The sequence below is a fragment of the Cutibacterium sp. genome (assembly GCF_030525615.1).
Lineage (GTDB): Bacteria > Actinomycetota > Actinomycetes > Propionibacteriales > Propionibacteriaceae > Cutibacterium.
The window spans coordinates 44711-57997 of sequence record NZ_JAUNEJ010000003.1 but is presented as its reverse complement, the minus strand read 5'-3'; the positions used below and the strand labels follow the sequence as shown (position 1 = coordinate 57997).

The 13287-nt window shown below is 57.5% G+C and carries 8 protein-coding genes and 1 tRNA gene; all 9 read left to right on the top strand.

Annotated features, from left to right (window positions below):
• Positions 1–562: 562 nt before the first annotated feature.
• The gene (locus tag Q4B98_RS05810) at positions 563–1477 is read left to right on the top strand and encodes a hypothetical protein (protein ID WP_303196183.1); all 915 of its coding nucleotides are present in this window, start codon (positions 563–565) and stop codon (positions 1475–1477) included.
• Positions 1477–1848, top strand: a complete 372-nt coding sequence (locus tag Q4B98_RS05805; RefSeq protein ID WP_303196182.1) for a hypothetical protein — start codon at positions 1477–1479, stop codon at positions 1846–1848. Before Q4B98_RS05810 ends, Q4B98_RS05805 begins: the two co-directional genes overlap by 1 nt.
• A gap of 12 nt (positions 1849–1860) precedes the next feature.
• On the top strand, positions 1861–3084 hold the full coding sequence (manA, locus tag Q4B98_RS05800; protein WP_303196181.1) for a mannose-6-phosphate isomerase, class I: 1224 nt from the start codon (positions 1861–1863) through the stop codon (positions 3082–3084).
• Positions 3085–3380: 296 nt separating this feature from the next.
• Positions 3381–5438 (top strand): DNA topoisomerase (ATP-hydrolyzing) subunit B, encoded by a 2058-nt coding sequence (gene gyrB, locus Q4B98_RS05795; protein ID WP_303196377.1) that lies wholly within the window; start codon positions 3381–3383, stop codon positions 5436–5438.
• Positions 5439–5483: 45 nt separating this feature from the next.
• Positions 5484–8159, top strand: coding sequence for a DNA gyrase subunit A (gene gyrA, locus Q4B98_RS05790; RefSeq protein ID WP_303196180.1), 2676 nt, complete (start codon positions 5484–5486; stop codon positions 8157–8159).
• Positions 8152–8772: a DUF3566 domain-containing protein gene (locus tag Q4B98_RS05785; protein ID WP_303196179.1), complete on the top strand. Its 621-nt coding sequence runs from the start codon at positions 8152–8154 to the stop codon at positions 8770–8772. The genes gyrA and Q4B98_RS05785 overlap by 8 nt, the downstream gene beginning before the upstream one ends.
• Positions 8773–9023: 251 nt before the next feature.
• Positions 9024–9962 carry a ribokinase gene (locus Q4B98_RS05780; RefSeq protein WP_303196178.1) on the top strand — a complete coding sequence of 313 codons (939 nt, stop codon included), beginning with the start codon at positions 9024–9026 and terminating at the stop codon, positions 9960–9962.
• A gap of 132 nt (positions 9963–10094) precedes the next feature.
• Positions 10095–10168: transfer RNA gene (locus Q4B98_RS05775), tRNA-Ile, on the top strand.
• A 561-nt stretch (positions 10169–10729) separates the two neighbouring features.
• On the top strand, positions 10730–13287 hold a 2558-nt coding region (locus tag Q4B98_RS05770; protein ID WP_303196177.1), incomplete at its 3' end, for a YPDG domain-containing protein.

The window sequence follows — 13287 nt, the reverse complement described above, 5'->3', positions numbered from 1 at the left end:
AGCCGGGGGTGCGGAGAACGCTACCATGACTCGCGGTGGTACTACAACAAGTAGACAACACTCACATAAAGTCCCCGCGTAAGTAGGGACCGTACGCCATCCCATGTCAGACCCCCTGCCTGCGCATGAAAGTCCCCGCGTAAGAAGTAGGGACCGTACCTCGCGAATAGTCCCTGCAAGGTCTATGCATGGTGCCATGTGGAGCGTTGACATCGGGCTGGTCGCTGGGTGAATCGTTTCACTGGATAAGGATTCCCGCGTACGGGTGGTCGCTGCGATCGAGCTGCTCGAAGATGTCGGTTCGCAGCTCGGGAGGCCGATACTCGACACGGTGTCCTCATCTAGATGTTGCGGTTCATGAGGTTGTTGACGCTGCTGGAGGCTGGAGGATTCAGGCCCCATCTACACCCTCGTTTGTGATGAGCCTGATTCACACCCCGACTACACTCTCAATTGCGATGAGCCGGTATACTGGTATCCGTCTCGATGGGGAGACGTGATGATCGACTGTTAGTTGGTTCATCAACTTGAGCGATTTTAGATCGATCAAAGTGGAGTAGCCATGCGTAAAGCAGTGTTTTCTTGGAGTCTCTTGGCTGTTACGTCATCTTTATTTATTTCTTTTACCCCTATGGCCCTGGCTGAGGGCCATGACTCGGTTATTAATGGACTTTCCTCGGTTTCACATGATAGCGCATCATGTAAGGTGAAACCGGAGGTAAAAAGCGAGGGGGAATCTCCTGATGTTTTTGCCAGGAAGATGGGCGTTCACTACGATAATGGGGTTGTAGTAAGGCGTGTGACTCCAGCACAGATAAAGATTCCGAAGATATTCTCAACTGACAAAGCAGTGAATGTAGAAATACCTGTAGATATCCCGGAGGGGTACAAGGTTATTGCTAATCAAGGCAAAGACAGACTCCTGGTGGTTGATGATAAGGGTGATCTCGTTGTCGTGGTGGATGGAGTCTTTGCCAGTACTGTTGAAGGTTCCATGGCTCAGGCGGTTACAATTCAGGTTGTAGATGGAGTCTTGTCGGCATCTTTTCTTGAAGATGTGGTTGGGCGCGTCGAAGTAGACGTTCTGGATGCCACCGGGAAGGAACACCTGACAGATTACACAATGACACGAGAATCCCTTATTGGTGTTCCAAGGGGATACGCATACGATCCGTCGCGTGGAGCATTGCATGATTACTGCACAAATTCTCCCGATAAGTTCTATGCTCCGGGTAAGAGTGCGGACTTTAAAGGGCCGTGTGCACTTCATGACATGTGTTACGAAAAGAAAAAATGCGCATCGGCTAGTTGTGATAAACAATTAAAACGAAGCTTGGCTAATAATTGTCGAGCTACTTACGGACGTTTGAATCCTCTTAGGGCTTCATGTTTGGCGACAGCTGATGTTTATTACGGCACCGTCGTCTCGGTTCAAACTATTAAGTCTATATTTGGCTCTAATAAGAGGTGCGGCTGATGAGAAATAACTTGTCTATATGGTCCAGCGGAATCATTGTCATAGAAATCGCAGCCCTCATCGTCATGATCGTCGCATGGCCCAATTGGCAATACGGTGGTTCTTCGCTTTATTCCTGTGTCTTTGGGATCCTCCTTGTTATCGCCTGCATACTTGGTTTGATAGCTGCCGTTAAAGGGCCGGGATCTGTATGGTCACGGTGGGTTCACGGAATCGGCTGTGTAGTCCTCATTGTCGGAGTGGCCTCGTTCATCATCTTTGATGAGCCGACGTCCATCAACGTTTTTGGATTCCTCGCCGTCATCGTGGGCGTGATCGGCATGATCGTCGGAACTATCCTCATTCAGGCGACTCGCACCCGATCGGCGTGATGGAATTGGGTCATGGACCCACTGACCGGATATGTGCAGCACTACGACTGGGGTTCCAGTGACGCCATTCCCGCCATCGTTGGGGCGGATTCTGACGGCACCCCGTGGGCCGAATACTGGCTAGGTGCCCACCCCAAGGCTCCCGCAGTCCTTTCTGACGGCACCCCGTTGGATGAGTGGCTGACCTACCACCCCGAGGAACTTGGCCAAGCCAGCCGTCAGGCCTTTGGTGACCGTCTGCCCTTCTTGCTGAAAATTCTGTCAGCCGCCCGTGCCCTGAGTATTCAGGTCCACCCGTCGCGGGAGCAGGCCGAGAAAGGTTTCGCCGCTGAGAACACAGCCGGACTAGCGCTGAATGCTCCCAACCGCATTTTCCGTGATGACTGGCCCAAACCGGAGATGATCGTCGCCCTTACCAATTTCGACGCCCTATGTGGATTCCGTGACCCGTCCTCCTCCTTGGTTCTGTTGTCGGGACTCGGGAAGATCAACGGACTGGATGACATCCTGGCTCCGTTGCGCGAAACTGACGGACTCGCCAAGGTCGTCAAGACGGTGCTCTCCGGTGAGCACAAGGTGGCTGCCGTCGTCAAGGACGTGGTAGCAACCTGTCGCAGATACCTCGACAAGGCCACTGACCTCGACAAGGCCACCAGCAAAGGCACCGACCCGGCTGTTCAAAACCTGGCCCGCACTGCCGTCGAGCTATCCGAGGACCACCCCGGTGACCCATCCATCCTCGTGGCCCTGCTCATGAATCGGGTGCGACTGGCACCTGGCCAGCAGATTCACTTGCAAGCCGGCACCATGCACGCCTACCTCAGTGGCACCGGCGTGGAGATCATGGCGAATTCCGACAACGTCCTGCGTGGCGGTCTGACGAGCAAATACATCGACGTCCAGGCCCTCCTTGACCACGCCATCATGGCTCCCGAGCCGTGCGTTGGTGAGTATCCGGTTCAGGTGTCGCCGGGAGTCGGTCTGTACCGCACTGAGTTCCCGGAATTCCGGATGTGGGTTCTCGACGGACACCACGGCGAATTTGCCCTCCCCGCCACCGATCTGGGTCGGATTTTGCTGGTCACCCAGGGGCAGCTGACAGTTCATTGCAGCGGCAAAGACTGTGCGCTTCATCGGGGTCAGTCGGTATGGCTTCCTGCTGGCGACGAGGTGACGGCGACTGGTCAGGGGCGTGGATTCCTGGCAAGTGCCGGGGTCGATACCGACCAGCCCTAAGGCGATCGGCACGTAAAACAGCCCTAAGGTGACCAAGACGCACGAGACGGCGTAACGCCACTGACGCCGTGACCCCCGCTTCCGGACCCGGTGGTCGGGGGTGGGGGTCGAATCGCTTACAGGCCCTCTCACAGTCCGTCTCGCGGGTTCGGATATCGGGTACCCCGCAGGATTGGGGTAATATCGGAGCGTTGAGCTCACCGCCGGGTCACGATATCCGACGGTGACGCTAGCCCCGGAGGTCACCGTGACCTCTATAGAAACACAGGAGCGCATTGCCCGTGAGCCAGCCCGAGATGCCCGAGTCCGTGCCCGATGGGGACACCACCGAGGACCTACTTATCGACGCCACCGATCAGCCTGACGTTCTCGATTCGGATCTTCCCCCGACCACCGTCGACGGGTCCTACGACGCCGGTCAGATCACCGTCTTGGAAGGCTTGGAAGCCGTCCGGAAGCGTCCCGGCATGTACATCGGCTCCACCGGTGAGCGCGGTCTGCACCACTGCGTCTACGAAATCGTTGACAACTCCGTCGACGAGGCGATGGCCGGTTACTGCGACACTATTCAGGTCGAATTGCTTGACGACAACTGGTGTCGGGTTACCGATAACGGACGCGGTATCCCGGTCAAGGAGCACCCCGTCGAGCACATTCCTACCGTCACCTTGGTTCTGACCAAACTGCACGCTGGTGGCAAGTTCGGCAACGGCGGCTACAAGGTGTCCGGCGGCTTGCACGGCGTCGGTTCCTCGGTCGTCAACGCTTTGGCTTCCCATTTCGTCGTCGAGGTGCGACGCGACGGCTACCACTGGCGTCAGTCTTTCAGCTTGGGCGAGCCGGACGGCCCATTGGAGCGGCTTGAGGCCCTAGGCCCCGAGGATCAGGAGGGCACCACGGTGCGTTTCCAGCCCTGTGACGAGATCTTCGACTCTATCGTCTTTGACTACGAAACCTTGTCGACGCGCTTCCGCGAAATGGCGTTCCTCAACAAGGGCTTGCGGATTACCCTCACCGACCGCCGTGAAGGTCATGTCGGCGAGGACGGCAACCCTATTCACGAGGACTTCCTTTACAAGGAGGGTCTCAGGGACTACGTCCGATTCCTCACCGGGTCCCGTGACGTCATCAACCCGACCATCATTTCTCTGGAGGCCCACCGTCCCGATGAGGGTATGGGCCTGGAGATCGCGATGCAGTGGAACACCTCGTACGTCACGAGTGTCCATACCTTCGCTAATGCCATCAACACCATCGAGGGTGGCGCCCACGAAGAGGGTTTCCGTGCCGCCCTTACGAGCACCGTCAACCGGTGGGGCGAGACCTGGGGACTCATCAAGAAGCGCGAAGATCGCGTCTCTGGTGACGATATTCGCGAGGGACTGACGGCGGTCGTCTCCATCAAGCTCACTGAACCGCAGTTCGAGGGCCAGACCAAGACCAAGCTCGGTAACGCCGAGGCCAAGTCGTTTGTCCAGAAGGCTCTCAACGAGAAGCTTTCTGACTGGTTCGAGCAGAACCCCAGCGAGGGTAAGAACATCGTCCGTAAGTCCCAGGCCGCAGCTCAGGCCCGAGTGGCTGCCCGCAAGGCACGTGACCTGGCCCGCAACCGCAAGGGGCTGCTGGGTTCGACGTCTCTGCCCGGCAAACTCAAGGATTGCTCCTCAACTAACCCCGAGGAGTGTGAGATCTTCATCGTCGAGGGTGACTCCGCCGGTGGTTCGGCCTCCCAGGGCCGTGACCCGAGGATTCAGGCGATCTTGCCGCTGCGGGGCAAGATCCTCAACGTCGAAAAGGCCCGCCTCGACCGTGCGCTGAGTTCGGAGACGATTGAGTCGATCATTAACGCGCTGGGAACCGGCGTTCACGAGGATTTCGACCTCGACAAGCTGCGTTACCACAAGATCATCCTCATGGCTGACGCTGACGTTGACGGCGCGCATATCCGCACCCTGCTGTTGACCCTGCTGTTCCGGTTTATGCGCCCGGTCATCGACGCCGGTCACGTCTATCTGGCTCAGCCGCCGCTGTTCCGGTTGCGCTGGACGAATTCTCCCCACGAGCTGGCCTACTCTGACGAGGAGCGCGACCTGCTGCGCGACGACGGTCTGGCCCACGGCAAGAAACTGCCCCAGGTCAACCCGATTCAGCGTTACAAGGGTCTGGGTGAGATGGACGCCGAGGATTTGTGGGACACCACCATGGACCCCGACAAGCGGCTGCTGCTCCAGGTGACCCTCGACGACGCTGCCCGCGCCGACCAGATGTTCTCCATCCTCATGGGTGAGGACGTCGAGCAGCGCCGGTCGTTCATCCAGCGCAATGCCAAGGACGTCCGTTTCCTCGACATCTGAGCATTCCTCAAACCCTCCATCCACTGATTATTCAAAGGACACTCCATGGCTGACGACGAGAAGCCCGACGAGCAGAATCAGGCAGACCGTCAAGGACTGGTGACCGGCCGTCACGTCGGAATCCAGCCGGTCGAGATTCGTGACGAGATTCAGAACGCCTACCTCGACTACGCGATGAGCGTCATCGTCGGGCGAGCTCTGCCTGACGTGCGAGACGGTCTCAAGCCGGTACACCGTCGCGTCATCTACGCGATGTACGACGGCGGGTACCGTCCCGATCGCGGTTGGAACAAGTGTTCCCGCGTCGTCGGTGACGTCATGGGTAAGTACCACCCCCACGGTGACTCGGCAATTTACGACACCCTGGTCCGGTTAGCTCAGCCGTGGGCCATGCGTCACAAGTTGGTGCAGGGTCAGGGTAATTTCGGGTCTCAGGGCAATGACGGCGCAGCTGCCATGCGTTACACCGAGTGCAAGATGGCTCCGCTGGCCATGGAGATGGTCCGCGATATCGACCAAGACACGGTCGATTTCCAACCTAACTATGACAATAAAGAGACCGAGCCGGTCGTCTTACCCTCCAGATTCCCGAATCTTCTTATTAATGGCTCTTCGGGTATCGCGGTCGGCATGGCCACCAATATTCCGACCCACAATCTGCGTGAGGTCAACGAGGCTGTGCAGTGGTCCTTGGCTCACCCCGACGCCTCTCAGGAGGAGCTGCTTGAGGCGGCTATGGAGCGGATCAAGGGTCCGGACTTCCCCGGTGGTGCCCTTATCGTGGGCCGACAGGGGATTGAGGACGCCTACCGTACCGGTCGGGGTTCGGTGACAATGCGAGCCGTCATCGACATGGAGGAGGACAAGAAGGGGCGTCAGTGCTTGGTCGTCACTGAGTTGCCCTATATGTGCAATCCCGACAATCTCGCCACCAAGATCGCCGATCTGGTGAACTCCGGTCGTATCAACGGTATCGCTGACATCCGTGACGATTCCTCGGCGCGTACCGGTCAGCGGTTGGTGATCGTCCTCAAGAGGGACGCCCAGCCGCGAGTTGTCATGAACAACTTGTACAAGCACACCGCGTTGCAGGACACCTTTGGCTGCAACATGCTGGCCCTGGTGGACAATGTGCCGCGCACCTTGCGTCTGGACCAGTTCATCAGCTACTGGATTGACCATCAGATGGAGGTCATTCGTAGGCGTACCGCATATCGTCTGGCTCAGGCCGAGAAGGACGCTCACATTCAGCGCGCCCTCGTCAAGGCCCTCGATATGCTCGATGAGGTCATCGCTCTCATCCGCCGCTCCCCGACCACCGAGGCTGCCAGCACTGGGCTGCAGGAGTTGCTCGGCATTGACGAGATTCAGGCTCGCGCCATCCTTGATATGCAGCTGCGTCGCCTGGCGGCCCTGGAGCGTCAAAAGATCGTCGACCGGTTGGAAGAACTCGAGCGTCTCATTGCCGATTACAAGGCCATCTTGGCCAGCGATGATCGTCAGCGCGAGATTATTTCGACCGAGCTGTCCGAGATCGTCGAGAAGTATGGCGACGAGCGTCGCACCCGTATCATCGCGGCTGACGGGGACTTCTCCGAAGAGGATTTCATTCCTGACGATGACGTCGTCGTTACTATCACCCGTGGCGGTTACGCCAAGCGCACCCGCACTGATCTGTACCGCGTTCAGAAGCGCGGTGGCAAGGGGGTTCGTGGCGCTAGCCTGCGTGCTGACGACGAGGTGGCCCAGCTGTTCACGACCACCAATCACCAGTGGATTCTGTTCTTCACGAATATGGGTCGCGTGTATCGCACTAAGGTGTGGCAGCTGCCGGAGGCCGGTCGCGATGCCAAGGGTGGTCACGTCGCCGGTCTGCTGAGTTTCCTGCCTGACGAGAAGATCGCCCAGGTCATGACTTTACGTTCTTACGACGACGCCGAGTACCTGCTGTTGGCCACCCGTAAGGGTCTGGTCAAGAAGACTGCGCTGAAGGCCTATGACTCCTCTCGTCAGGCCGGAGTCATCGCTATCAACTTCCGCACCGAGGACGACGAGCTCATTGGCGCCGAGCAGTGCTCCGGTGACGACGACGTTCTCCTTATCAGCCGCAAGGGCCAGGCGATACGGTTCTCCGCCGGTGACGACCAGCTGCGTCCGATGGGCCGGGCGACATCCGGGGTGACCGGCATGAAGTTCCGTGGTGACGACGAGCTGCTGTCGATGTCGATCATCCATGCCGATATGCCTGAGGACGATCGTTTCGTCTTTACCGCAACCGACGGCGGCTACGCCAAGCGTTCTGCTGTCTCGGAGTATCGCCAGCAGGGACGCGGCGGCTTGGGAATTAAAGCGATGGCCTTGAATGAGGAGCGTGGTTCCCTCGTCGGTGGTCTGGTGGTCTGTGAGGCTGACGAGATCATCGCCATAAAGACCTCGGGCCAAATCACCCGGTCGGCTGTTTCGGAGGTTCCCGCCAAGGGGCGTTCGACGATGGGGGTGAAGTTCGTCTCCGTTCGTGGTGACGACGCAGTGTCGATTATCGCTGTAAACCCTGAGCACGCCGTCGAGGAACAAGTGGGGGAAAAGGCCGTCGAGACCGATGAAAGCGGTGCCACTCACACCCAATCCGGGGGTGCGCGTCCACAAAGCGATACCCTGGGCCATGACCGTGCCGTCGATACGGCGGAAAGCGACATGAAGCCGGAGGACAACGGTGAGTGACGAAAAGAAGGTGACGCATCCGGGTCCGGATGACCCAGAGGCGACGCACTGGACTGCCGGTGACGCCCGTCGTACTTTTCAGCAGAAAGGTCAGCAGCGGCGCGATCCACGTCAAGAGCCTGACCGCACACGAACAACAGTGGCGGCTGTTAAGCGCCCCGATTCGAGTGCAACCAAGTGGGAGAGGGCACCCCATCAGCCGGGGTCTCGGCCGGCCCATCAGCCGGCTCGTGCTGTCAGGCGTACTCGGAAGGCTCGGCTGCGCTTGACGCGTATTGATCCGTGGTCAGTGATGAAGACGTCTCTGCTCTTTGGTGTTGCCGGCGCGGTGATCTTGTTCGTTGCGACCTGGATTATCTGGGGCATTATCGGTGCTTCGGGTGCCTTCGACTCGATGAACAAGGTGGTCAATGACCTCATTAGTTCCCCGACTTCGAACTCCAAGTTCCAGTTGTCTGACTACGTTAATACAGGGCGGGTGCTGGGTCTGACGGCCCTTATCGGGGCGATCAACGCGGTGCTGTTCACGGCGATTTCGACGTTGTTCAGCTTCTTGTACAACTTGGCGGCGCAGATCATGGGGGGCTTGGAGGTAACCCTCGCTGAGGACTGAGGTCAGTCCAGGGGCTGCGCCCAACCTCCGGGCAGGCCAGCGTGAGAGCCTGCTGGTGGGGGTTTCGACCATGAGAGCATTCGAATGCCGTGTGCTGTCGTGTTGCTGTGGCATATGGGTTCTACATGAGTTGAGCTGCCACCTCACATGGCACCTCCCTGCATTGTGTGCGGGATCGCCACAGTCGTCCTATGGTCGGTGACGGATGGTCAAGGGAGACCAGTCACCAAGGACAACGCGAAGGGCTACGAATGAGTGATCGGTGTGTGACAACCTCCGGAAAGGTTGCCGTCGTCGGGTCGATCAACGCGGACATGAGGGTTGGTGTGGAGAGGTTTCCTGGGCCGGGGGAGACCTTGGCCGGGGGAGAGGCCACCCTGACCCCTGGTGGTAAGGGGGCCAACCAGGCTCTTGCGGCAGCCCGCTGCGGGGCCCAGGTGGAGATGATCGGTGCTGTCGGCAATGATCCTTCGGCCCAGACGGCTCTCTCCCTACTCTCGGAGTGCGTCGGCCTTGGCGGTGTGGCGCGTCGAGACACCTTGACCGGAACAGCTGTCGTCATGGTGGCTGATTCTGGGGAGAACTCGATCATTGTCATTGCGGCCGCGAACGGGACCCTCGACGCCGAGAGTGTACGTGCCCAAGCTGAACGGGTTGAGGGCGCTGACGTCGTGGTATGTCAGGGTGAGACCCCGCGAGACGGCATCGCAGAGGCGGCGCGCCGGGCTAACCGGTTCGTGTTCAATCTGGCTCCGGTCATTGACGTTGATTCAGCCGTCATTCGGATGGCTGATCCGTTGGTAGTCAACGAGCATGAAGCGGCCCTCGTCGCTGCTGCGCTGGGGTCGACGATGCCTGGTCTGGAGGAGGACCCTGACGCTACCCTGCGCGAGTTGTTGGATCGGGGGTGTTGCAGCGTCGTCATCACCCTGGGATCGGCTGGCTGTGTCGTTGGAGGACCTGAGGGGTGTAACCGTGTGCCCGCCGTGAAAGCCGCGGCTGTCGATACCGTTGGTGCGGGTGACGCTTTCGTAGGGGCCTTGGCTGCCGAGCTGGCTCGCGGGCGCAGCCTTCTCGACGGCTGTCATTTTGCTACTGCGGTAGCCGCTCTGACGGTCACGAGGCCGGGGGCACAAGCCTCATACCCCAGCGTTGAAGAGATCGGGGGCATTCGGTTGTTGTACGGGTGAGACGACCCCGTACTCCAACGTCATCGTGCAATGTGGGGTGGCGTTCTGACGCTTCCACCGGGCCTTGATTTGCTCCCACCGAGAGTCATCCAGTAGAGTTCTTACTCGCGGTCGGGAAACCGATCGAGGTTCGGGCCTATAGCTCAGTTGGTTAGAGCGCCGCCCTGATAAGGCGGAGGTCACTGGTTCAAGTCCAGTTAGGCCCACCGTAAATCACCTAGTCAGGTGTCCTATTCCGAGGTTTCTTGAGCAATCTATGACGACTGCTGTCCGCATGAGGACTGCAGCACTTCCAGGGATTCCGCTACCGCGTCCACGTGCTGATTGAAGGTCCTCATAGACGTCCAGCGGGTACATCACGACTGCGTGTCACGTGAGGACAAGAACCGAAGAAGGTATTCAACACCGCGCAATAGTCTGATTTATTACGGGCAAAACGCAACAGCCAAGAAAATCTTGACACAGCGCAATGCTAACACTGTCCAGATGGTGGGATGAATTTGGGGTCCGGAATAAAGAGTGTCACTCTTAAGTCGTCCAGACACACAGAGGTCACGCCTGTATGCTACAGGTTCAGGTTGAGGCCATGACGCGGGGGGGGGGGTACTGACGAGCCACAAGTTCGTGCTATGTGATGGAGGCGTCGCTCCGGAGTGTTACGGATGCTGGTGGTGTTCGAAGTGCAGGCTGCCACGATCCCGTCGGGTGACGCACCTTAAGTCAAACCAATCAAACAAGTAAGTCAATGAAACGATAAAAGGAGTGTCGTGAGTTTTTTGACGACGTCCGCAACGGGTAAGCGTGCGCGTAGGTCCGTTGCAGGGTTGTGCGCGTTGGCGCTCGGTGGAACGCTGACTGTGACGGGTTTGGTGTATCCGTCTGCTTCTGCGTTTGCTGCTGAGCCTGGTATCGCTAAGGTTGCGGTAGACGGTAAGTCGTATGATGCGTATCAGCATCCGACTGACGATCAGGTGTTGGATTTTTCCGATTCGACTCCTGAGTTGATTGATGGTGCTATTGAGTCTCCGGGTAGTCAGGAGTCGACTGAGACTATTCGTGGGTCTGTGGTGTTCCAGCGTGGCGGACAGTATGACGTCAACAGTGAGTCTAGGAAGGAGCCGCTGCCGATCCCGATGAAGGGCGTACGTGTGTACGCTCAGTGGTTCCAGAGCCAGGATAAGTCTGAGGGAATTGCGTCACCTATCTACAGCAGTGTGACGAACTCGGATGGCACGTTTGCTATCCATATGAAGAATTTCTTTACGGCTTTGGGTGATCCTGTCCAGTTTGACGCTGATCCGAATAAGCCGGAGTTTGAGAAGTGGCGTATCTGGGCTGTTAATCCTGATGATGGCACGTATCAGATGCTGTCTGCCCCGGGTAACTCTGTGGTGTTCCCGAAGACTGCCGTCTATGACTTGTCTGGAAACCTCGTTCAGAAAATTGATTCGAATGTTATTGAGGGGGCGGACTTCAAGTTTGGTGAGCGCATCGATAATTCGGTGATGCACTTGACTAACCCTGATGGCTCGATCCTGGCTAAGGATAATCCGGCGGAAAAGACGGGCGGCCAGGTTCAGGGCCATGTCCAGTGGAACTATGGTATTGCGAATGGTTCTGAGACGTGGGCGTTGTACGCGTCGCGTAGCCAGAACGGCGATTTTGTTGCCCCGAATGTGAAGGTCTATGCTTCGTACCTTTCTGATTATGCGGTGCAGCAGATCAACAAGAAGTACCCGGATGTTCGCGGTTCTGACTGGACGGCTCAGAAAGAGGCTGAGCTGCAGAACTGGATCCACGCCAAGATGGCTCAGGAGGGCAAGGAGAAGTGGATCGCTGAGACTGTCAGTGGTTTTACCGGCCAGGATGGTGAGTACCGGCTGCGGTTCAATGGCACTTACGGGAAGTCGGCAACGGAGCGTGGAAACGTTCCGGAAGATATGTGGCATACCATTGCCGATAATCCGGATGCCGGATCGTGGACTCTGCCGAATATCAACAAGGATCACAAGCATATCAATCGTGATTGGTTGTTTGTGTCCACTGAGGATATTCCGGGTGTCATCAAGACTAGCCCGTTCTACCAGAACTACTACTCGTCGTATTCTGGTGGTAACTGGAATTCCCACGGGGCTGGCTGGACGACCATTAATATGGCTACCACCAATTATGATATGCGGAATATTGATTTCGCTATCGCTGCTGGTGACATCGATTTTGAAGTGACGCCGTTTAATACCACGGATAAGCCGGCTCATCCTGGAGATACTGCGCATACGACTGCGGTGAATATTCCGACGAAGTTCTCGGATAATCTGAACTACCGTATTCAGTGGAAAGCGGCAGGGTCTGACAAAGTAATTGCCGAATGCAAGGGTCTTCATCCTGAAAGTAATGGTACTTTGCAGTCGTGTGACTTCACGGTGCCTAAGGAACTGGATAAGTCGACTATTTACACTGCCTACCTTTACGCTGAAGATGATAAAGGTCAGTTGTCGGATAACTACCTGAGTGTTGATTCGTTCTTGGCGCTGGTTGGTTACAAGCCTGTTTATGAAGATACTCAGGCTGCTCCTGGCAAGCCGGTGACCTCGGATGCGCCGCTGTTCGACAACTACACGACCAAAGAGGTCGAAAAGATTGCCGCTGAGGATCTGACGGAGGCCAAGGTCAAGAGCTACGCGTTGAGCGACAGCTTCAATCAGCCTGATGGCTACACCGTTTCGGTTGATCCAAAGACCGGTAAAGTTACCGCCACGTTCCCCGCTGACGCCAAGCCGGAGACCGAGCTGAATGTGCCGGTCACTGTCACCTTCGAAGACGACACGCATGTGGGTGGTACTGCCCGCTTCGTGGTGCCAAAGGCTGACGCTGATGGTGATGGTGTTGCCGATGATAAGGATCAGTGCGCTGGTACGCCTGCCGGTTTGAAGGTGGACGCGAATGGGTGTGCTTTGACGGATCTGAATGATCCGAAGTATGCCGGTGTTGAGGGTATTCCTGGCACGAATGCGACTGTTCCTGCCCCGACGTTCGATAACCCGGCCACTGATGAGGTGGAGAAGGGTAAGGCTCCTGAGGGGACTACGTTTGCTGCCGGTAAGGATGCTCCTGCTGGTGTGACGGTGGATCCGAAGACTGGTGCTGTGACGGTTCCGGTTGCTGAGGGTGCGAAGAAGGGTGACAAGATCACCGTTCCCGTCGTGGTGACGTACCCGGATAACGGTGGCACGGATAACGCCAACGCTGTGGTGACTGTGGGTGAAAAGCCTGACGCTGATGGTGATGGTGTTGCCGATGATAAGGATCAGTGCGCTGGTACGCC

What these genes read in the sequence shown, in the direction of transcription:
- gyrA (WP_303196180.1), top strand. Translation starts at nt 5,484, where the DNA reads ATGGCTGACGACGAGAAGCCCGACGAGCAGAATCAGGCAGACCGTCAA.
- Q4B98_RS05805 (WP_303196182.1), top strand. Translation starts at nt 1,477, where the DNA reads ATGAGAAATAACTTGTCTATATGGTCCAGCGGAATCATTGTCATAGAA.
- Q4B98_RS05780 (WP_303196178.1), top strand. Translation starts at nt 9,024, where the DNA reads ATGAGTGATCGGTGTGTGACAACCTCCGGAAAGGTTGCCGTCGTCGGG.
- gyrB (WP_303196377.1), top strand. Translation starts at nt 3,381, where the DNA reads ATGCCCGAGTCCGTGCCCGATGGGGACACCACCGAGGACCTACTTATC.
- manA (WP_303196181.1), top strand. Translation starts at nt 1,861, where the DNA reads ATGGACCCACTGACCGGATATGTGCAGCACTACGACTGGGGTTCCAGT.
- Q4B98_RS05810 (WP_303196183.1), top strand. Translation starts at nt 563, where the DNA reads ATGCGTAAAGCAGTGTTTTCTTGGAGTCTCTTGGCTGTTACGTCATCT.